The 19,611-nt window shown below is 69.2% G+C and carries 26 protein-coding genes; 10 read left to right on the top strand and 16 right to left on the bottom strand.

The window, feature by feature from the left end; translation table 11 throughout:
* The first annotated feature begins 11 nt into the window (after nucleotides 1–11).
* The 7 genes from AAD018_RS10390 to AAD018_RS10360 all read left to right on the top strand — a co-directional run bounded on the left by AAD018_RS10390 (nucleotide 12) and on the right by AAD018_RS10360 (nucleotide 7,546).
* On the top strand, nucleotides 12–1,085 hold the full coding sequence (locus tag AAD018_RS10390) for a replication initiator protein A (RefSeq protein ID WP_367315989.1): 1,074 nt from the start codon (nucleotides 12–14) through the stop codon (nucleotides 1,083–1,085).
* Nucleotides 1,082–1,546, top strand: a complete 465-nt coding sequence (locus tag AAD018_RS10385; protein WP_367315988.1) for a DUF2840 domain-containing protein — start codon at nucleotides 1,082–1,084, stop codon at nucleotides 1,544–1,546. The genes AAD018_RS10390 and AAD018_RS10385 overlap by 4 nt, the downstream gene beginning before the upstream one ends.
* Entirely contained in the window at nucleotides 1,543–2,049 is a 507-nt protein-coding gene (locus tag AAD018_RS10380; protein ID WP_367315987.1) for a S26 family signal peptidase, read from the top strand. The genes AAD018_RS10385 and AAD018_RS10380 overlap by 4 nt, the downstream gene beginning before the upstream one ends.
* Before the next feature lie 80 nt (nucleotides 2,050–2,129).
* Nucleotides 2,130–2,777 (top strand): lytic transglycosylase domain-containing protein, encoded by a 648-nt coding sequence (locus AAD018_RS10375; protein ID WP_367315986.1) that lies wholly within the window; start codon nucleotides 2,130–2,132, stop codon nucleotides 2,775–2,777.
* A 298-nt stretch (nucleotides 2,778–3,075) separates the two neighbouring features.
* On the top strand, nucleotides 3,076–4,809 hold the full coding sequence (locus AAD018_RS10370; protein ID WP_367315985.1) for a relaxase/mobilization nuclease domain-containing protein: 1,734 nt from the start codon (nucleotides 3,076–3,078) through the stop codon (nucleotides 4,807–4,809).
* A 294-nt stretch (nucleotides 4,810–5,103) separates the two neighbouring features.
* Nucleotides 5,104–7,107: a conjugal transfer protein TraG gene (locus AAD018_RS10365; RefSeq protein WP_367315984.1), complete on the top strand. Its 2,004-nt coding sequence runs from the start codon at nucleotides 5,104–5,106 to the stop codon at nucleotides 7,105–7,107.
* Nucleotides 7,088–7,546 (top strand): CopG family transcriptional regulator, encoded by a 459-nt coding sequence (locus tag AAD018_RS10360; RefSeq protein WP_367315983.1) that lies wholly within the window; start codon nucleotides 7,088–7,090, stop codon nucleotides 7,544–7,546. The genes AAD018_RS10365 and AAD018_RS10360 overlap by 20 nt, the downstream gene beginning before the upstream one ends.
* On the opposite strand, the gene AAD018_RS10355 is transcribed toward AAD018_RS10360, so the two are convergent.
* The 5 genes from AAD018_RS10355 to AAD018_RS10335 all read right to left on the bottom strand — a co-directional run bounded on the left by AAD018_RS10355 (nucleotide 7,543) and on the right by AAD018_RS10335 (nucleotide 10,641).
* Nucleotides 7,543–8,055 (bottom strand): type II toxin-antitoxin system YhaV family toxin, encoded by a 513-nt coding sequence (locus AAD018_RS10355; protein WP_367315982.1) that lies wholly within the window; start codon nucleotides 8,053–8,055, stop codon nucleotides 7,543–7,545. The genes AAD018_RS10360 and AAD018_RS10355 overlap by 4 nt on opposite strands.
* A complete protein-coding gene (locus AAD018_RS10350; protein WP_367315981.1) occupies nucleotides 8,052–8,378 on the bottom strand; it encodes a type II toxin-antitoxin system PrlF family antitoxin in 327 nt (108 codons plus the stop codon). Before AAD018_RS10350 ends, AAD018_RS10355 begins: the two co-directional genes overlap by 4 nt.
* A 133-nt stretch (nucleotides 8,379–8,511) precedes the next feature.
* A complete protein-coding gene (locus AAD018_RS10345; RefSeq protein ID WP_367315980.1) occupies nucleotides 8,512–9,300 on the bottom strand; it encodes a DsbA family protein in 789 nt (262 codons plus the stop codon).
* A gap of 28 nt (nucleotides 9,301–9,328) precedes the next feature.
* Nucleotides 9,329–10,117, bottom strand: coding sequence for a MauE/DoxX family redox-associated membrane protein (locus tag AAD018_RS10340; RefSeq protein ID WP_367315979.1), 789 nt, complete (start codon nucleotides 10,115–10,117; stop codon nucleotides 9,329–9,331).
* 17 nt (nucleotides 10,118–10,134) lie between these two features.
* Complete coding sequence (locus AAD018_RS10335) at nucleotides 10,135–10,641, bottom strand: DUF305 domain-containing protein (protein ID WP_367315978.1); 507 nt, start codon at nucleotides 10,639–10,641, stop codon at nucleotides 10,135–10,137.
* A gap of 104 nt (nucleotides 10,642–10,745) precedes the next feature.
* Between AAD018_RS10335 and AAD018_RS10330 the strand changes: the two genes are divergently transcribed.
* Nucleotides 10,746–11,018, top strand: a complete 273-nt coding sequence (locus tag AAD018_RS10330) for a metal-sensitive transcriptional regulator (protein ID WP_367315977.1) — start codon at nucleotides 10,746–10,748, stop codon at nucleotides 11,016–11,018.
* An 8-nt stretch (nucleotides 11,019–11,026) separates the two neighbouring features.
* Here AAD018_RS10330 and AAD018_RS10325 read toward each other — a convergent pair whose 3' ends face one another.
* The 8 genes from AAD018_RS10325 to AAD018_RS10290 form a co-directional block, all read right to left on the bottom strand.
* Nucleotides 11,027–11,407: a hypothetical protein gene (locus AAD018_RS10325; protein ID WP_367315976.1), complete on the bottom strand. Its 381-nt coding sequence runs from the start codon at nucleotides 11,405–11,407 to the stop codon at nucleotides 11,027–11,029.
* A 3-nt stretch (nucleotides 11,408–11,410) separates the two neighbouring features.
* Complete coding sequence (locus AAD018_RS10320) at nucleotides 11,411–12,820, bottom strand: multicopper oxidase family protein (RefSeq protein WP_367315975.1); 1,410 nt, start codon at nucleotides 12,818–12,820, stop codon at nucleotides 11,411–11,413.
* A gap of 14 nt (nucleotides 12,821–12,834) precedes the next feature.
* Nucleotides 12,835–13,713: a CopD family protein gene (locus tag AAD018_RS10315; protein WP_367315974.1), complete on the bottom strand. Its 879-nt coding sequence runs from the start codon at nucleotides 13,711–13,713 to the stop codon at nucleotides 12,835–12,837.
* A complete protein-coding gene (locus AAD018_RS10310; protein WP_367315973.1) occupies nucleotides 13,710–14,054 on the bottom strand; it encodes a copper resistance CopC family protein in 345 nt (114 codons plus the stop codon). Before AAD018_RS10310 ends, AAD018_RS10315 begins: the two co-directional genes overlap by 4 nt.
* Before the next feature lie 20 nt (nucleotides 14,055–14,074).
* The gene (locus AAD018_RS10305; protein WP_367315972.1) at nucleotides 14,075–14,536 is read right to left on the bottom strand and encodes a c-type cytochrome; all 462 of its coding nucleotides are present in this window, start codon (nucleotides 14,534–14,536) and stop codon (nucleotides 14,075–14,077) included.
* Nucleotide 14,537: 1 nt separating this feature from the next.
* Entirely contained in the window at nucleotides 14,538–15,005 is a 468-nt protein-coding gene (locus AAD018_RS10300) for a DUF411 domain-containing protein (RefSeq protein ID WP_367315970.1), read from the bottom strand.
* 52 nt (nucleotides 15,006–15,057) lie between these two features.
* Nucleotides 15,058–15,390, bottom strand: a complete 333-nt coding sequence (locus AAD018_RS10295) for a hypothetical protein (protein ID WP_367315969.1) — start codon at nucleotides 15,388–15,390, stop codon at nucleotides 15,058–15,060.
* A gap of 76 nt (nucleotides 15,391–15,466) precedes the next feature.
* Complete coding sequence (locus tag AAD018_RS10290; RefSeq protein WP_412005249.1) at nucleotides 15,467–16,039, bottom strand: Spy/CpxP family protein refolding chaperone; 573 nt, start codon at nucleotides 16,037–16,039, stop codon at nucleotides 15,467–15,469.
* Here AAD018_RS10290 and AAD018_RS10285 point away from each other — a divergent pair.
* Nucleotides 16,038–16,637: a Crp/Fnr family transcriptional regulator gene (locus AAD018_RS10285; protein WP_367315967.1), complete on the top strand. Its 600-nt coding sequence runs from the start codon at nucleotides 16,038–16,040 to the stop codon at nucleotides 16,635–16,637. The two genes, AAD018_RS10290 and AAD018_RS10285, sit on opposite strands and share 2 nt — an antisense overlap.
* A gap of 2 nt (nucleotides 16,638–16,639) precedes the next feature.
* On the opposite strand, the gene AAD018_RS10280 is transcribed toward AAD018_RS10285, so the two are convergent.
* Genes AAD018_RS10280 through AAD018_RS10270 form a run of 3 tightly spaced genes read right to left on the bottom strand, consistent with a single transcriptional unit; the run spans nucleotide 16,640 to nucleotide 19,013 of the window.
* Nucleotides 16,640–17,572: a cation diffusion facilitator family transporter gene (locus tag AAD018_RS10280; protein ID WP_367315966.1), complete on the bottom strand. Its 933-nt coding sequence runs from the start codon at nucleotides 17,570–17,572 to the stop codon at nucleotides 16,640–16,642.
* Entirely contained in the window at nucleotides 17,572–18,354 is a 783-nt protein-coding gene (locus tag AAD018_RS10275; protein ID WP_367315965.1) for a transglutaminase-like domain-containing protein, read from the bottom strand. Before AAD018_RS10275 ends, AAD018_RS10280 begins: the two co-directional genes overlap by 1 nt.
* Nucleotides 18,351–19,013, bottom strand: coding sequence for a cation transporter (locus AAD018_RS10270; protein ID WP_367315964.1), 663 nt, complete (start codon nucleotides 19,011–19,013; stop codon nucleotides 18,351–18,353). The genes AAD018_RS10275 and AAD018_RS10270 overlap by 4 nt, the downstream gene beginning before the upstream one ends.
* A gap of 89 nt (nucleotides 19,014–19,102) precedes the next feature.
* Between AAD018_RS10270 and AAD018_RS10265 the strand changes: the two genes are divergently transcribed.
* Nucleotides 19,103–19,576, top strand: coding sequence for a MerR family transcriptional regulator (locus AAD018_RS10265; RefSeq protein WP_367315963.1), 474 nt, complete (start codon nucleotides 19,103–19,105; stop codon nucleotides 19,574–19,576).
* Nucleotides 19,577–19,611 lie beyond the last annotated feature (35 nt).

The following is a 19,611-nucleotide window of genomic DNA, read 5'->3' as shown; positions in this document are numbered from 1 at the left end:
GCACCAATTCGATGTCGACCCCTTCCGACAGCCTCAGCGAGCGCGCCGGGCTTACGCCCTTCGTCGCGCGGCCGCAGGACGGCCCGCCGCGGCGCGACCAGCGCGACCTCATGGAGCGGCCCTTCTTCTCGCTCTCCAAATCGCGCCGGGTGAGACCGATCCATTACCGCTCGGGCGCGATCGAACTGGAGGTCCACGCCGTCCCGGAACACGGCATGGCCTCGATCTGGGATGCCGACATCCTGATCTGGGCCGGCAGCCAGCTCGTCGAGGCCGCCGATGCCGGCCTGCCGACCTCGCGCTTCGTTCGCTTCACGCCCTATCAGTTCCTGACCGCCGTCGGTCGCGGCACCGGCAAGCAGCAATACGACCTCCTGAAGCGCGCCTTGGCGCGGCTCCAATCGACCTCAGTGCGCACCACGATCCGTAACGGCCCGCATTGGCAGCGCCATCAATTCTCCTGGATCAACGAATGGGAGGAGTGCGTCCTCGCCACCGGACGGTCCGAAGGCTTGGAACTGGTCCTGCCCGACTGGTTCTATCGCGGCGTCCTCGATCGCTCGCTCGTCCTCACCATCGATCCGGATTACTTCCGGCTGAGGGGTGGGATCGAGCGCTGGCTCTACCGCGTCGCGCGCAAGCATGGCGGGCGCCAGCCGCGCGGCTGGGCGTTCCAGTTCCGGCACCTCCACGCGAAGTCCGGCAGCCTCGCGCGCTATTCCGATTTCGCACTCGACCTGCGCCGCATCGTCCAGCGCCAGCCGCTACCCGGTTACGCGCTGCGCATCGAGCGCGACGATCGCGGCGAAGAGCTGCTCCGCTTCTGGCCGGCGAGCCCTGTGGATAGATTGGCGGCTGGACTCCGGGATATCGGCAGATCGGGCGCAAACCCACTCGGCAGAACGGGCGCAAGCGTATCGGCAGATCAGGCGCACGAGTCCCAACCAGGCCTCTGGGATCGCGCGCAAAGTCCGGCCGGTAACGAGTCTAACAGAGAGTCTAACTTCAGAAGCTTCGGCGAGCATTTGCGCCGCGCACTGTCGGACCACGGCCGCCTGCCGGGACGAAAGGGTGGCAGGTCATGAGCGCGCTTACCGAGGTCGAGCTGGTCTGGGAGGAAGGCCGGGAAGAGCGGTGGATCCGGTTCGGGCGACCCTCACGCGAGCGTATCCTCGACTGCCACCGCCGCATCGTCGCCTTCGCACCGGGCGCGAATTTCGCGCTGGTCCGCTGGCAGGGCAACACCTACGGGACGACTGCCTCGCGGATCGACGTCCTGCGAACTCTGGGACCTGGCGAGAGCGGCTTGGGCGTTCCGTGCGTGACGCCCGGCGGGGCGAGCCTTCTGCGGCTCTCCGGCTGGCCGAAGGTCGCGGCGGCGCTCGCCGTCATCGACGCGATCGAGGCGGACGGCTGGCAGCCCGAGCGCATCTGCCTGGACCACTGGCGGCAGGTCCAGAACCGGCTCCTTACCGGTCGGCCGCCCGAACCCTATTCCTCGTCCCGGCATCGCGCCTGGGAGCTGCGCAAGGCGCTCACACGATGAGGCAGATGCTTGTCCTCGGCGCCGCGGCGATCGCGCTGGTCGCGCTTCCGGCCGCTTTGCAGCTGCCGACGCGGCTGGTCTGGAACGCCAGTCCGAGCGTTCCGGTCGGGCTCTACGCTGTGCATCCGCTCGATGCGCCGGCCCTCGGCGATCTGGCCCTCGTCGATCCACCGGACGATATCGACGCGCTACTTTCCGAACGCGGCTATCTCGCGGCCGGGCTGCCGATCCTGAAGCGGGTCGCGGCGCTGCCGGGACAACATGTTTGCCGCGACGGACTCGTCATCCGGATCGACGGTGAGACCGTCGCCAAGGCGCGGTCGACGGACAGCCTCGACCGCCCGATGCCGGCTTGGTCGGGCTGCCGCCTGCTCGGCCCGAATGAGGTGTTCCTGCTCAACGCGGACGCGCCGGACTCCTTCGACGGACGCTATGTCGGCCCGTTGCCGCGTGCGACCCTGAGCGGCCGCGCGGTGCCGCTCTGGACGGAGGGCGGGACGTGAGACGCGCCGCATCCGCCAAGTGGCCGCGACGGCAGCACCCTCGCCGGTGCAATCGATCGGCCATCCGGCGGCTCGTTCCCATGCTCGTTCTCAGCTTCCTCGCCGTCGTCCCAGCGAACAATGATGGAGCCCTCGCGCAGCAGAGCGCTCGTACGGCAGCGGCCTCGCCCTATGCGCGCTTCGTCGCCGAGGCGACGCAGCGCTTCGGCATCCCGGAGGCGTGGATCTGGGCGGTCATGGCGCACGAGAGCGGTGGCGATCCACGCGCCGTCTCGCTGAAGGGCGCGCAGGGCCTCATGCAGATCATGCCCACGACTTGGGCGGAACTGACCGCGCGCTATCGGCTCGGGTCCGACCCATTCGATCCGCGCGCGAATGTCCTCGGCGGTACCGCCTACCTGCGCGAGATGTACGACCGCTATGGCGAGGTTGCGCCTATGTTGGCCGCCTACAATGCGGGTCCAGCTCGGGTGGACGAGTGGCTGGCAACCGGCCGAGCGCTGCCGCGCGAGACCCGCGCCTATGTCGCCGCGATCCTGCCGCGGATCGGCGGCGGACCCGCACCCGCAACACGCGCCGTTGATCCTCACGCCTCGCCCATCTTCGTGCCGCTATCCGGCATAGCTACGCCGATCGATGAGCCGTCGGATAACCGCCGCGCTGCAAGCGGCTTGTCCGAAAGCGCCCCGTCGGCCGGCCCACCGACGGACGGTCGATCTGCTGACTAGTCGCAGCCTCGGTCGATCTTCGTCGATCGCTCAACTCGGAGGGAGGGCCCATGACCTGGATCGCAATGCATCGTGTTCTCGGTGGCTCCAGCGTAGACCGGGTAGGGAGCGTGGGCGGAACAGAAGACGGAAGGAAGGGATGGCAAGATAAAGGCCGCGAGGTGTGGCGGGGTCGGTCGGGCGCTTTTGCGCGCGGGAACAACAGCTTCGCGCGATGTGTAGCCGGCACCGGCACCTTGCAGTCAGCTGCAAGTCGCTTATTTTCCGAGGATTTCCACACATCGTGGGCGATCCAGCCGTGAGCCGCGACGACGATCTCCGCCTCCGGCCGGGCCGCATCCGCTCGACGCGCACACCGCGCGCCAAGCCGTTCGTCGCGCAAGCGCTGCGCGCCGCGCAGAAGGCCGGCGGGCTCTCAAAGGGCAAGCGGATCGCAACGCGGCGCACGAGCCATGGGCGCGGCGGTTCCGCCGCCTTCCGGGCCGGTCGGCAGGTCGGACCGAGCGCCCGGCGTGTCACCGTGAAGGCGCGCGTCGTCCGCCATGGGAAGCGATCCGCGCCGCTCGGCGCGCATCTCATCTATCTCAAGCGCGACGGCGTCAGCCGCGAGGGCGAACCGGGGCGCTTCTTCGATGCCGGGGACCAGAGCGCCGACGGAAATGCCTTCGCCGAGCGCTGCGCCGACGACCGGCATCATTTCCGTTTCATCGTCTCGCCCGAGGACGCCCACGAGCTCGCGGACCTGACGACCTTTACGCGGGACGTGATGGCGACCGCCGAACGCGATCTCGGCACGGAGCTCGACTGGATCGCCGTCGATCACTGGAATACCGAACATCCGCATGTCCACGTCCTGCTGCGCGGCGTCGACCAGCACGGCGAGACGCTCACGATCTCGCGGGACTATATCAGCGCCGGATTGCGGCACCGGGCGAGCGAACGCGCGACGCTGGAGCTCGGACCGCGCAGCGAACGCGACATCGAAGCGAGCGTGATGCGGGAGGTCGAGGCCGATCGCTGGACCGGTCTCGACCGGACGCTGCAGAGGGAGGCGGTCGATGGCGTCGTCGACCTGCGCCCCCGCTTCGGCGAACGGCCCGATGCGTTCGACGCCGCGAAGATCGGCCGGATGCGCAAGCTAGAAGGGCTCGGCCTTGCCCAACCGGTCGGAACTTCGCAATGGCGATTGTCGGACGACGTCGAGCCAAAGCTGGGCGCCCTGCAGCGCCGCGGTGACATCATCGCGCGGCTGCACGATGCGCTCGGCGCGGAGAAGGCCCAGACCCGTGGACTGTCGAGCTTCGACCTCGACGGCACGCGACCCGGGTCCTCCGTTCTCGGTCGGCTCGCGGCGCGCGGGCTCGATGACGAGCTGACCGGCTCCGCCTTCGTCGTCATCGAGGGGATCGACGGGCGTAGCCACCATGTCGGCCTCGCCGATCTCGAGGCGGCGAGCGATGCGCCGATCGGCGCCGTGGTCGAAGCGCGCTGGACCGAGGCTATCGACCCGCGCCGATCCCGACTGGTGGTTTCGGTCCGCTCCGATCTCGACCTCGCGGCACAGACGACGGCCGACGGTGCGACCTGGCTCGACCGGCGGCTGGTCGCGAAGACATCGATGGCGATAGCCGAGACCGGCTTCGGCGGCGAAGTCCGGGAGGCGATGGGGGCGCGGCTCGACCATCTCGAACGGCAGGGTCTGGCCGAACGGCATGGCCAGCGGCACGTGCTCGCCCGCAACCTCCTCGCCACGCTCCGGGACCGGGAGCTAACCGCGACCGCCGAGAAGATCGCAGCCGAGACCGGACTGACCTATCGGGCCGTCGAAGATGGCGGGACCGTTTCCGGCACCATGGCCCGGCGCCTCTCGCTCGCCTCCGGCCGCTTCGCCATGATCGACGACGGCACCGGCTTCCAGCTCGTCCCCTGGTCCCAGCCGCTGGAGCGCAAGCTCGGCCGGCACGTCACCGGCGTCGCGAGCGGATCGGGCGTGGACTGGGACCTCGGGCGCTTGAAGACACGTGGCGTCTGACCGGCTCGCGCCCCGTTCCGGGGCAGTCGGAACGGGGGGCGCCGCCATGAGGACAGGCTGGGTCGTGCGGCGCCATGAGCGCGGGCCAGGGACCACCCGATCGGTCATGACGAGCCTTCAGGATAGCGCGGGCTGCTTGGTCTGCCTTTTCCGATCGGGACGAAGCCTTGCAGGATTCGATCGGATCGGCGCGTTTGTCATCTGGCCCGCCGATCTGCGCGCGGGAGCCGCCACGACTGCGATGGTGACACGCTACCGCTTGCCTCTGCTCCACATCCTTCGCCAACTCGCCCTATGCAAGCCGGCAAGATCCTCTGGGGTCAGATCCTCGCGACCTCGACGACCGCCCTCGCCTTCGTCTGGGCGGCGACGCAATGGGTCGCGTGGCGGCTCAGCTTCCAGGCCCAGCTCGGCGCGCCCTGGTTCGAGCTCGGCGGCTGGCCGATCTATCCGCCGCCCGCCTTCTTCCTCTGGTGGTATTGGTACGACGCCTATGCGCCACGGGTCTTCGTCGAAGGCGCCATCATCGCCGGGCTCGGCGGCTTCGTCACCGTCGGAGTCGCGATCACCATGAGCCTCTTCCGTGCGCGCGAGGACCAGACCGTCGAGACCTACGGCTCGGCCCGGTGGGGCGAAGAGACGGATGTCGAGGCCGCCGGCCTGCTTTCGCCGGACGGCGCGGTGCTAGGTCGCTGGGATCGTCGCTACCTGCGCCATGACGGACCCGAGCATGTGCTCTGTTTCGCGCCGACCCGGTCCGGCAAGGGCGTCGGGCTCGTCGTGCCGACGCTGCTGACCTGGCCCGGCTCGGCCATTGTGCACGATATCAAGGGCGAGAACTGGCAGCTCACCGCCGGCTGGCGCGCCTGCTTCGGGCGCGTGCTGCTCTTCGATCCGACCAATGCTGCGAGCGCCGCCTACAACCCGCTCCTCGAGGTCCGCCGCGGCGCCAGCGAGGTCCGCGACGTCCAGAACATCGCCGACATCCTCGTCGATCCCGAAGGCTCGATCGAACGCCGCAACCACTGGGAGAAGACCAGCCACGCGCTCCTGGTCGGCGCGATCCTCCACGTCCTCTATGCCGACGCCGACAAGACCCTCGCCAGCGTCGCCACCTTCCTCTCCGATCCCGCCCAGCCCATCGAGACCACGCTGCGGCTGATGATGACCACGCCGCATCTGGAGACCGGCCCGCACCCGGTGGTCGCCAGCGCGGCGCGCGAGCTTCTCAACAAGTCGGACAACGAACGCTCCGGCGTCCTCTCGACCGCCATGTCCTTCCTCGGCCTCTATCGCGATCCCGTCGTCGCCGAGGTCAGCAGCCGCTGCGACTGGCGCATCGCCGATCTCGTCGAGGGCGACCGGCCCGCGACGCTCTATCTGGTCGTGCCGCCCTCGGACATCGCGCGGACGAAGCCGCTGGTGCGCCTGATCCTGAATCAGGTCGGCCGACGGCTGACCGAGGAGCTGGAGGGCGCGCGGCGCAAGCACCGGCTCCTCCTGATGCTCGACGAGTTCCCCGCGCTAGGACGCCTCGACTTCTTCGAGAGCGCGCTCGCCTTCATGGCGGGCTACGGGCTCAAGAGCTTCCTGATCGCGCAGTCGCTCAACCAGATCGAGAAAGCCTACGGGCCAAACAACGCGATCCTCGACAACTGCCATGTCCGGGTCGCCTTCGCGACCAACGACGAACGGACGGCCAAGCGGATCTCGGACACGCTCGGCACCGCCACCGAGATGCGGGCGATGAAGAACTATGCCGGGCACAGGCTCTCCCCCTGGCTCGGGCACCTGATGGTCTCGCGGCAGGAGACGGCGCGGCCGCTCCTCACACCAGGCGAGGTCATGCAGCTGCCGCCGACGGACGAGTTGGTGCTGGTCTCGGGCGCACCGCCGATCCGGGCGAAGAAGGCGCGTTACTACGAAGACCCGCAGCTCCAGCGCCGCGTGCTGGCGTCGCCCGATCCCCAGGAGGCCGCGTCGACGTCTGAGCGGCCGACGGACGATTGGTCCGACCGGCCGCCGATCTACGCGCCAAAGAAGGCAGGAGCAAACACCGGCGATCCGGACGAGGCCAGGACGGAGGCGGAGGGCGGGCTGCGGCGGGCGCCGGACCTGCCCGTGGAGGTCGCGCTCAGCTCGGAGGACAGCGAGGCGTCCCGCGAGTTCGCCTTCGACGAGGACCCGGCACCGGACGAAGCCGAGGAGGACGCCGTCCGCGCGCGAGCGATGCGCCAGCGCTTCGGCACCGTCGCCCGCCAGGCCGCGCTCGACCCGAATGACGACATCGAGCTCTGAGGCCATGCGCAAGCGCCGCCTCTCCGTCTATCTTGAGCCGGCGATCATGGCCGAGCTCGAAGCCTATGCCGATCGGCGCGGGCGCTCCCTCTCCCTCGTCGCCGAAGCGGCCATCGCGTCCTTCGTCACCCCCGACGAAAGCGAGCGTCAGGAGGCCGCGCTGTCGGCACGGCTCGATCGCCTCAATCGGACCCAGGACCGGCTGGAGCGCGACCAGTCCATCGCGATCGAGACCCTCGCGCTCTTCGTCCGCCACTGGCTGACCGTCATGCCGGTGCCTCCCGAGGCGCATCGGGACGCCGCGCAACAGAAGGGCGGCGAGCGCTACGACGGCTTCTTGGAAGCGCTGGGGCGGCGGCTGGCGAAAGGATCGGTGTTCCGGAGAGAGATCGCGGAGGAGATGGAACGTGAAGATGAAGACGACGCAGGTCGCGCCTAGCGGCCCGGCGCCACCTCTAAGCCATCCGCGAACCGCTCCGCCGCCGCGGCTGCCTCTTTCATAAGCGCCTTAAAATCGTCGGGCGGGTTGCCACTGGCGAGCATTCCCCTGAAGGTTGCGTAGGCGTCGGTCCGGCTGCCATAGGCCCGCAAAGTTTGTTCGTCGTTCACCCAAGCGAGCACGATCACCTTCGCCTCGCTGTTGAAGCGGTAGAACAACCGGTACTGCTGGAAGAACTTTGCCCGGAACCAATGCTTGCGGGTCTCGCCGAGCGTGTCGCCCTGCCGGAATGCCGGAGCGCCCGGATCGGCCGGAATGTTCTCGCGCACCAGCTTGAGGATGGCCGCCAGCCGCTTCGTGCAGTTCTTCTTCCGCCAGGTCCTGGGATCGCGCGCCTTGCGCTGTTCGACCTCCTCGATCAGCCCTTCGAGCTGATCGAGGAAGAGAGGGTGCGCGTAGATCGACCAGCCGTTGACGACGAGCGGTGCGTCAGCGGGCTTGTCCGTCATTCGTCATCTGGCGAGAGCGGCGCATCCAGGTCGACATCGATGTCGCCGACGAGCGCCTGGAGGCGATCGTGCAGCGCCCCGTCGAAGGCCCGCACACGCTCGGGATGGGCCGTGATGTCGGCTTCGAGAAAATCGAGGAACGCCCCGACCGCAGGATCGCTCTCATCGGCTCGGACGGCCTCGATATAGACCCGGCCGCCCGGCTCGGTGCGATAGCGGATCCGGTCGCCCTTGCCGAGCTTCAGCTGCTTGCGCACGCCGCTCGGCACCGTCGTCTGGTAACGATCGGTCAGCTTCGAGACGTCTTCGGCGAGCGTGGCCATTGCAGCCTCCTGTGCGAACAAGTTCGTGGATGGCAGGACAGGTAATGCATATGCATTGTCATGTCAAGTCGAGGATCATCTCTACCCCTCCGTATTCTGTGGGTATACCCTGAGAAACGTTTCCCAGTCGCGGTCAAACGCCCGAGCAGGCGGGCGGCGGTCCCTCTTCCCGCTCCATCTCGACAAGCCGTGCGAGCGTCGCTTTCTCGACATCCCCTTCCACCACCGTCCGCCCGATCACGATCGCGGGCGTGCCCGCGAAGCTGAACAGGGCGCGGAGCGCCAGGCTGCGGGCGATCCGGTCCGAGACCGCCTCGCTCGTCATATCGGCGGCGAGCCGATCATGGTCGAGATCGAGATCGGCGGCCACGGCTTGGAGGTATTCCGGCGTCGCCCGGAAGGGACTCCGCAGCAGGCGGTCGTGGAACGCGGCGTAGGCGCCTTGCCGATCCGCGGCCAGCGCCGCACGCGCGGCGAGGAGGGATGTCTCGCCGAGGATGGGCAGCTCGTGCCATGTGATCCGCGCGCCGCCCTCCGTGACGGCGTCCAGTTGGGCCAGGCGGCGTGTGGTGATCCGGCAGATCGGGCAGTTGTAGTCAGAGAAGGACGCGATCGGGACGACGTCTGGATCGCCCGACCATCCCGCGAAGAGGGTGCCGCAGAGGTCGGTTTCGACGGCGGCTCGGGCCTCCGACGTATCGGGACGGCCTTGGGGGTTCGCATCCAGACCGACGAACGGATCGAACCCGCCGGAGCTGGTCTGGCCGCCCGCGATGCGCCGGAACCCATCGGGGCTGTCGAGCACGGTGAACTCCAGGGACGCGAAGCGCGATCGCAGGGCTGGGATACCGTCACGCAGCAGGAAGTAGGCGCCTGCGACGGCGAGGCCGTCGAGAAGCAGGCTGCGCCGCGACCCGCTCATACAGTCGCGCCGGACGCCGACGAGGACCTCACGTCAGCAGCATCCACAGCATGACGATCGACATGCCCATCATGGCGAGGTTCTCGGTCAGGCTGACGAAGCCGAGCGGCACGTTCGTCCCGCCGCCCACGCAGGCGCATTTCAGCTCGCGCTTGTCGAGATAGACCGCCTTGAACACGCTCCACGCGCCGATGGTCGAGATGAACAGTGCGGCGGGCGCGGCGAGCCACGTGAGCAGCATGCCCATCATCAGCACGCCCGCGAAGGTCTCGACCCATGGGTAGATATAGGCATAAGGCACCCACTTCCGGGCCAGCACGTCGTAGTTGAGGAACATCGTGGAGAAGCTCTCGATGTCGCGGAGCTTCTGCATGCCCAGGAGGATCATCATCATCGAGATGGCCCAGCCGAGCGTCTGCCAGCCAATCCCGCCGAGGAACCCGATACTGAGCGCCACCGCCGTCGCGGCCGCCACGGCGAAAAGATAGATCACCGGCTTGTAGGTGGTGGCCTTCGGATCCCAATCGGTGAGTTTCTCGCGCAGGTCGGTGTAGCCGCCGACCCGCTCGCCCTCGATCCATGTCTGCGGCGTGGTGGGAACCCCGTGTTCGGCCTTGAACGCGTCCACCTCCGCGCGGGTTCGGAACAGGCGGTCGTCCACCTCGTAGCCCTTGCTGTCCAGAAGCCAGCGGGACTTCTGTCCAGCCGGGCACAGATGGTCCGGCAGCGCCATGCGGTAGAGCACGGCCGTCTTGCCGGTGGCGGAGGTGGTGGGATCGGTCGAAACTTGCGCGACGTCGCGGGTGTCCTTGGGCATGTCAGGGCTCCTTCGGATCAGGGTTTGGTTCTGGGGGTGCCGGGCGCGGCGTCGCCGTTCGCTTCGACGTCGGCGATGTAGCGCTTCATCTCCGCGATCTCGGAGCGCTGCGCCTCGATGATCGCGTCGGCCAGCGCACGCACGCGGGGGTCGGAGATGTTCGCCTGCTCGGAGGTCATGATGGCGATGGAGTGGTGCGGGATCATGGCCTTCATCCACGCCACGTCGCCCACGGTGTCCTGGCTGCGCACCATGTAAAGGAAGAGGCCAAAGGCGATGGCCGCGCCGGCGAAGATCGCGAGGTTCAGTATCCGGTTGGCATACATGCCCAGCATGAAGGCGAGCATTATGATGGCCATGACCGCGCCCATGTAGAGCGCCATCCACATGCGCGTCTGGCTGAAGAACACGTGGTCCAGCGCGTAGGTGTTCAGATACATCAGCCCGTACATCACGACCGTCGAGGTCGCGATCATGGCGGCGAAGCGGGCGTAGGACCCGCCGTGGTGTTCTTGGGTCTTCATTGGGTCTCCATATACCCCATTAGGGTATCTTAACATAATTGGTAGGTGGTCTGTTCCGCCGGGCGGCACTTCACTGCCTTCCCTTCTCCGAATAGGGTCCGGTCATGCACGAGAACCGGGATGCCGCGCTCAAGCGCCTGAAGCGCCTCGAAGGCCAGGTCCGGGGCATCGCCCGGATGGTCGAGGAGGACCGCTACTGCGTCGACGTGCTGACGCAGATCGCCGCTGTGCGCGCCGCCCTTAAAGGCGTCGAGAAGCTGGTGATCGAGGACCACGCCTCCCACTGCATCGAGGACGCGCTGGCTTCGGACGACCGGGACGACCAGCGCGCCAAGTTCACCGAGCTTCTGGAGCTTCTCGACAAGGCGCGGGGCTAGCCTTCCCGTCACCACGGCCGCGCGATCAGAAGCCACACGGCTAGAACCACATCGACGCCGAGGCAGAATGGCCCCCACCATCGCGGGGCGGGACCGTCCGACAGGACGTGCGCGGCGATGTCGAAGGCGCCATGTCCGATCATCGCGATGGCTACAACGATTAGACCGCGCGAATGGCCCGCCAGCGCGGCCCCAAGGAAGGCGGCTGCGATGATGACGTGCAGCGCGATCTCCGATCCGGTCCCGTTCTCGATGGCGAAGACCGGATAGAACAGCGCGATCGCGGCGAGGAGGAGCGGCCCGGTCGCGCGGTCCCGATCCATGCCCGTCGCGCGCAGCAGACCGATCGTCGCGCCCCCGAAGGCGATCCCTGCGAACAGCGGCCACACCGCTCACCCGACCTCGAACCAGGTCAGCATCCCGGAGGCCTGATGGCCAAGCATGTGGCAATGCAGCAGCCAGCGGCCGGGGTTGTCGGCGATGAAGGCGATCTCCACCGGCTCGTCCGGCATCACCAGAACGGTGTCGCGGCGATCCCGATGCGGGTCCGGACGACCGCCGCGCGACAGCACCTCAAAATGATGCCCGTGCAGGTGGATGCCGTGAGCCCAGGCGGTGTCGTTGACGAGGCGCATCCGCACGGTCCGCCCGAGCGCGGCACGGAAAGCGGGCGCGTCCATGTCCCCCGCGACGCCGTTGAAGGCCCAGACGCGCCGGGCGGCGACCAGTTCGCGGAAGTCGCGGTCCACGCCACCGAGATGCGCGCGACGCAGGCCGCCCATCGCGCCGCCCTCCATGCGCAGCACCTCCTCCTGCGGGGCGGTGAGGCCGAGCGCGTGATCCATCGTCATGGGCAGCGCGCGGACGGGGCCGTCCTGCGGCGGCAACGGTGTCTCGCCGCCGTCGACAAGGGCGCCGATCTCGATCCATTCATCCCGGCCCGTGTCCATCAGGATCGGCAGCGGCGCATCCATCTCGGGGGACACGTCTACCACCACGTCGGCGCGCTGCGCGGGGGCGAGAACGATCTCTTCAGCCGCCCGCAGCGCGACGGGGTGGCCGTCGAGGGCGATCAGCACCGGTGAGAGCCCCGGCAGGCGCAACGGCATCACCCGTGCCGTGGCGGAGTTGATGAGGCGAAGCCGCAGCCGCTCGCCTCGCCGAACCGGAATGGCGGCGTCGATGGACCCATTGATTGTCACGGTGTTCCCAAGCCGTCCGGCATGGGACCAGTCGTGCAAGTCACCGAAGCTGGCCTCGTGCAGCGCGGCGTCCTCCTGCAAGCGCCAGTCGGCGAGCATCAACGTCGCCTCTCGAGTCGCGGCCCCCTCCAGCCCGGTCCAGACTTCGGCCTCCTCGACGATCAGCGGTCCGGCGAGGCCGCGGGACACCTGCTCCCAGGACCGGGCGTGCGCGTGATACCAGTAGGTGCCGGGATCAGGGGCGACGAAGTCATAGCCAAACGTGCCGCCAGGCGGGACCGGGTCCTGCGTGAAGCCCGCCGCGCCGTCCATCGCGTTCGTGATGCGGATGCCGTGCCAGTGGACAGCTGACGGCTGCGGCAGGTCGTTGACGAAGCGCCGCCGGACCCGCTCTCCGGCGCGCACGCGGACCTCGGGGCCGGGGATCATGCCACCATAGGACCAGATCGGCGTCGTGCCGTAGCCCTTGGGCGCGATCTGCGCGACGGCGGGCGCCGCGCGCAGGATCGGCGTATCGTCGGCCCATGCGAAGCGCGGCAGGGCCGGGGCGGCGAGGGTGGAAGCGGCGGTAGCCAGAAGGGTGCGTCGGGTAAGGGGCATGGCAAGCTCCGGGATCAGAGGTTCACGGGCGGCGTGGTCAGGGTTGTGAGCGTGGCAGTCGCGAGGAGGATGAGGATCACGGCTGCGCCTTCGAACACGATGGACCGGTGCAAGGCAGACGGCGCGGACGGATCGTCCGCCGCGAGCGCGGGGACGAGGCGTAGCTTGTTGAGCGCGGCGAGGCCGAGGAGCAGCGCCACCACGGCAACCTTCGCGAGCAGCGTCCAGCCATAGGCGGTGCCGAACAGGGCCGAGAGTGAGCCGGACAGAAGCCAGGCGAGCGCCGTTCCTGCGACCACCAATACAGCGACCATCATGAGCGCAACGACTCCGAAGCGGTGAAGAAGCGCAGCGCCCCCGACATTCCCCGCGGCTCGGTGGAGAGGGGCGAGCGCGCCGACCCAGAAGGCGGCGGCGAGCAGGTGCAGGACGAGCAGCATGGCCAGAGCGGCGCGCGGATCCCCCAGGCTGTGCCCGACCTGCGCGTAGGACACGGCCACCGCAACGGCCCCGCCGAATGCGAGCCACAGGCCGAACCCCGGTATGAGCACGGCAAGGATTGCCGCCTCGCCTAGCCCGCGCCAGATGGCGGCGGCGCCCAGCGGACTCTGCCAGACGAAGCCGAGCATGGTCGGGTCCGTCGCCCCCTCCCAGCCCATGCCGGAGATGCGCGCGGCGCGGATGCCGAAGCGCGCGGCCAGCACGGCGAGGCCGACCAGCGCGGCCCCCGCCGCGAGCCGCCGGGCGAGGCGCAGGACATCGGCGTCCGTGGTCCGGCGGAAGGTGGCGACGAAAAGGACGCCCCCCATGGCCAGCAGCGCCGCCACATATCCCGCGGCCTTCGCGCCGACCGCCAGCAGCGCCAGTGCGTCGATGGGAGCGAGGCCTGTCATTTTGAAACGGTGAAACCGAAACCGCCCTGCATCGGGTGCCCGTCATCGGCCATGCCGCGCCAGTCGAGGCGGTAGGTGCCGGGGGCGAGGGGCGCGGTGGGCACGGCGTGGAACGCCTCCACCGGCTCCATACCCGTCTCGCGCTCGATGGTGACCTCCGTCCCGTCGTGTGTCAGCGCGGCGGAGATCACCCGCATGGGCGCGTCGAACGCGATGTGCAGCATCTCCACCTCGGCCACGATCGCGCCGTCGGCGGGGGTCGTGCCTTCAGCCTTGGTGTGGGGAGCGGCTGCGGTCGCGAGGATGGCGAGCGGCACGGCGAGGATGGTGGATCGGATCATGGGTCTTCCTCCTGGCGCGGTCATGGCCGGGCCCTGTCGTTGATGGCGTCGTGACGGGCCCGCACGTCGTCGGGCCAGGTCGATTTGATGTAGGAGAGCACGGCGACGATCTCGTCGTCCGTCAGCACGCCCTCGTAGGCGGGCATGCCCGATGGCGGCGCGTCCTCCATGAGCCCCGCGAGCCCGTGCTTCGTTAGCGCGAAGAGAGTGGCGTCGTCGTGGTGCCATGTGTGGCCCGAGGCGTCGTGCGGCGGCGCGGGCCGCAGGCCGTCCGGGCCGGGGCTGCGCCAATCTGGTTGCCCCTCCAGCGACGCACCGTGGCAGGCGGCGCACTCGACGGCATAGACCTCCGCGCCTTGCGCCACGACCGCCACATCGCCGGGCGCGAGCCGCACCCCCTCCGCCCCGGCGGGCCGGAGCAGAAGGGCCGCAGCCGCGGCCAGCGCGAGCCCGCCGGTGCCGATCAGCACGAGACGGCGCATGTCAGCCCGCGAAGGGTTCGGGCGTGCCCGCGCGGTAGAACACCCGCCCCGCACCCGCATCCCCGCCGAAGGCGATTACGTCGTAGCGCGCGCTTGGATCATCGCCCATGCCGGGCGAACCCATCGGCATCCCCGGCACGGCGAGGCCTGCAATGTCGGGGCGGTCGCGCAGCACGGCTTCCAGCGCCTCGAAGGGAACGTGGCCTTCGAAGACGTAGCCCTCGGCTTCGACGGTATGGCAGGAGGCCAGCTCCAGCGGCACGCCAAGCGCAGCCTTCTCGGCTTGCGGGTCGGTCAGTTCCGAGACGGTGACGGCGTAGCCCCGCGCGCGGGCCAGATCGGCCCAGGCATGGCAGCAGCCGCAGGAGGGCGCAGTGTGGACGTGCATTGGTACGGCCGCTCGGGCGGGCAGGGCCGCGACCGACAGAGCGGCGGCGGAGAGGGCGAGGAAGTCGCGTCGGGTGGTCATGGGATCGGTCCTTGTCGTCAGGTTGGAGCGGAAGGCCCCGGCGGGGCGGCGCTCAGACCTTCGGAGGACCGGTCGGGACGGCGGTGGAGACGCCGCGTGTCGAGATGATGTCGGCGGGTAAGGCGCGAAGAATGTGCGCCGTGCCGGAAAGGACGATGGGCGCATTCGGTGCGGTCACGTCCAGGAGACAGCCCGCACCACCTTGCGCCCCGACGGCGTCGCAGCATTCGGCCAAGGCGGCCTCGTGAGCATCGTGGTCACCATCCATCGACATGGCGTCATGCCGTTCGCTGGGCACGCCGTGCGCGCCACCATGCGCCGCCGAGGCGGCGGTCGTCGCGGCCAGAAGCACGACGAGTAAGAGGGAGAGGACCAAGCGCAGCACGCGTCATACCTACCTAGGGTATGGATCAGCGGCAAGGGACGGGTCGCCGCGCCCCGCCGTCACGGAACGCTGAGGATCACCCGCAGCCGTTATGGCGCCGCCACATCTCCGGGTCATGGCCCTCGGGCACGGCGTCGCAAGGATCGTCGGCATAGCCCCGCAGCACGCCGTATCGCTCGACCTGCTCGTCCGTCAGCAGGGGCGTCGTCCGCAGATGGGCCGATAGATGCACCAGCCGCAGTTCCGCCCGCGCGACGCCCGCATCCCGGACCAGGCGTTCGAGGGCCGCGGCGTCCGGGACGGACCCCGTGAACGCGGCGTCCAGCGCGCGTTCGGCAGCGACGAAGCGCTCGCCCGCGGCGATGGCATCGGCGCGCATCTTGTCGCGGATCGTCTCGACGGCGGTCCGTTGACCGGCATCGAGCCCGATCTCGTCCGCCAATTCCAGCAGATGCGCCGGTCCTGGCACGCCATTCAACTCGGCCGCCCGCGCCAGGCCCCATCCCCCGCCCTCGGCCAGTTCGGCGAGGTCGTCGGCGGACAAAGTTGCGATCTCGCGCGCTTGCTCTCCAGCATAGGGGGAATGCTTCGAGACGTCTTCCGCCATCACCGGAGTGGCGAGAAGCAGGATCGCAAGGGGGGTTCTCATGAAAGGCATGGCTGGCATCCGCGTGATTGATCGGGCTTCTTATTGCATGCGGGTCCACCCATCGGACATGATCGCGATCATGTTCGACGCATTCCATGACGCCTTCGCCGCCGCGCCCGAACGCACGCTTTCCGGCGGTGCGATTCTGTTCCATCGCGGGGATCCGGTGCGGCACGTCTTCCATGTCCGGGAGGGCCGCGTGGCTCTGCGCCGTATGCTGACCGACGGTGGGGCGCTCACGCTTCATCGTGCCGGACCGGGCGAGACCGTCGCCCCGGCCTCGCTCTGGGCGGAGACGACCCATTGCGACGCCGTCTGCGATCTGGACGCGCGCCTCGCCGTGCTTCCGGCCGCCGCACTGCGCGATTGGATCGGGACCTCTCCAGCGGCGGCGGCCTTCGCCCAGACCGCCCATGCCGTCCAGGCGCTGCGCGCCCGCGTCGAGGTGCTGCGCCTCCGACGGCTCAGCGACCGGCTCGATGCCTATCTCGACCTGCACGGCCCACCCGGAACGGGCGGCTGGGCTGGCGTCGCCGACTGGATCGGTGTCACGCCTCCCGCTCTCTACCGCGAGCTGGGGCGCCGCCGCGATGGGTGAGGTCAGTGTGCGCCGGGCCTCGCCACCTCCACCGTGACATGCTCCATTCCTGTCGTCTCGCGCACGCGATCCTTGACCGCGCGGCGCACCGTATCCGGTTCCGCGCCGGGGGCGAGGTCGACCTCCAGCGTGGCCATGGGGCGCTCATGCGTAATGGACCACGCGTGGAGGTGGTGGGCGCGTGCGACGCCGGGGACGTTCGCCTCCAGGTCCGCTGTAACGGCACGCGCGTCGAAGCCCGCGGGCGCGCCCTCTAGCAGGATGTGCCCGCTTTCCCTCACCACGGCCCAAGCCGAGCGCAGGATCAGCAGCACGACCAACACCGACAGGATCGGATCGATCGGTGTCCAGCCCGTCCAGATGATGACGAGCGAGGCCGCGATCGCCGCCACCGACCCCAAGAGGTCGCCCATCACGTGCAGCGCGGCGGCACGAACGTTGAGGTTATCACCCTCGACGCGGCTGAGCACCCAGAAGGCGAGGATGTTGACGACGAGGCCGCCGACCGCGACCCAAAGCATCAACCCGCCTAGCACCTCGTGCGGATCTCGCAGGCGTCCGATGGCCTCCCAGGTGATCCACACGGCGATGGCGAAGAGCGTCACGCCGTTCACGAAGGCCGCCAGCACCGAGAAGCGGTCGAAGCCGTAGGTCCGCTTCCAGTCCGCCGGACGGCGGGCGAGACGGAAGGCGAGCCACGCCAGCACCAGCGAGGCGAAGTCCGTCAGCATGTGCGCCGCGTCTGCCAGCAGCGCGACGCTGCCCGAGACGAGGCCGCCCGCCACCTCCGCCCCCATGAACCCGCCCGTCAGCAGGGCGGCGATGGCGATGGCCCGCTCCTTGGAGCACAGCGCCTCGGGCGGATCGTCGGCCGACAGCGTAGGGCGGTGCGAATGGCCGGAATAGTCGTGAGAATGATCGTGTCCGGCGCCCATCAACGCTCTCCCGCCAAGCGGCCTGCGAGCGTCGGCCCGTGATGGTCCGCTCCGCCCGGGATCGTGGGCACCCGCCCCCGCCGGATCTTGGCCACGCGCCGGTTCATCCAGTGCCGGACGACATGTCGATAGAGAAGCCCCCGCACGAGGCCGAAGGATTGCCGGTGTTCGGCATAGAAGGCGTCCGGGTCGTCGTAGAGACCGAGGTCGCGCGCGATGCCGGTGCGCTGGATGTAGGTGTTCCCGCCCGACCATTTGACGTCCGGCGTCTGGAGGCAGTCCGTTCCCGCCCCGTAGGCGCAGAGTGAGGACCGTCCCGCGAACTCCGTCTGGAGCGCCCCGAGAAAGGCCGCGTCGAGGATGAACCCTTCGAGGTTCACCCACCGCCCGTCCCACTCGACCTCCACCCAGGAGTGCAGAATCTCTTCAGGTGCGATGCGGTAGGCCACCTCGGGGACCACGCCGCGCTGGAGCGCCTTGTGGATGGTGAAGCCGTGCAGGCGGCAGGGGACGCCCAGGGCCCGCAGCAGCGCCATCAAAAGCGTCGCCTTGGTGTTGCACTGCCCGTAGCCGTCCACGAGCACGGCCGAGGCCGGGATCGCGTCGTCGCGGTTGTAGCCGAAGGCCACCTCGTCGCGCACGAAGTCGTAAGCCGCGCCGATCCGCTCGAAGGGAGATAGGTCGGCCCAGCCCCGCGCGGCGATCAGGTCGCGGATCGACGGGTGGCCGAAGTCGAGGAGCGGGGTCGGGCGGAGGAGCGCGTGGTTCTCTTGCGTCGTCATGGGTGCTGCTCCGCCCCGTGGGCCTCGTGGCCGTCCGCGGCACCTCGCGTCTCGCGCAACTCCCCGATCGACTGCCGCAGGATCGAGACCGATGCCGACAGGAACAGCGCCGACATGATCCCCGCGACCGCGAGGTCCGGCCAGGCCGTGCCGGTGCCGAACACGCCGAGGGCGGCGGCCACGACGGCCACGTTGCCGATGGCGTCGTTGCGTGAGCACAGCCACACCGAGCGCACGTTCGCGTCGCCGTCGCGGAAGCGCAGGAGGAGCAGGACCGAGGCGAGGTTCGCCGCGAGCGCCAGCAGCCCCACCACGCCCATCACCGGGGCGTCCGGCAGGCCCGGCCCGAGCGCGGCCCAGACGGTCGACCCGAACACCCACAGGCCCATCAGCGCGAGGCTCGCGCCCTTGGCCAGCGCCGCCGTGGCGCGCACGCGCAACGACGCCCCCAGCACCGCGAGGCTGATCGCGTAGGTCGCGGTGTCGGCCGCGAAGTCGAGCGCGTCGGCCTTGAGGGCTTGGCTGCCCGCCAGCGCTCCGGCCGTCATCTCGACAGCGAACATGGTGGCGTTGATCGCGATCACCGCCCAGAGCGCGCGTCGGAACGGGGCCGAGGCGTCCTTCATCTCGGGGCCGTGCCCGCAGCATCCATCGCTCATGATCGTCTCCCGAATCTTGTTCGGGACCACAGGTAGGGGCTACAACGGTTGTAGCTTCAAGCCCCGATGTAGACTTGGACAAAGGAAAAATGATGACGGAGCGCTTCACCGTGGGCCAGCTTGCCCGCGAGACCGGGATCGCCGTGGGCACCGTACGGCACTACGAGAAGATTGGCCTCCTGCCGCCCGCCGCGCGCAGCGAGGGCAATCAGCGCCTCTTCGACGCGGCCGCCCGGCGGCGGCTGGGCTTCCTGCGCCACGCACGCGACCTCGGCTTCTCGCTCGACGCTACGCGCGAACTTCTGGACCTCGCGGACCACCCCGAGCGCCCCTGCGACCGGGCCGACGTCATCGCGCGCCGGCATCTCGCAGATGTCGAGGGCCGGATCGCGCGGCTGGAGGGGCTGCGCCGCGAGCTGATCCGCATGGTCGAGGGCTGCGCCCATGCGAACGAGGGCGGGGCCGTCGCGGAGTGCCGCGTGATCGAGACGCTGGCCGACCACGCGCATTGCGCAAGCGATCATGAGGGCGGGGAGGATGGTGTCGTCCGGAAGGGGCAGTAGGCGGTTCTGCCCGGCCATACCCCCGCGACAGCGCC

Source organism: Aestuariibius insulae (genome assembly GCF_040783535.2).
Taxonomy (GTDB): Bacteria; Pseudomonadota; Alphaproteobacteria; order Rhodobacterales; family Rhodobacteraceae; genus Aestuariibius; species Aestuariibius insulae.
This window is presented reverse-complemented; position numbering and strand designations above follow the sequence as displayed.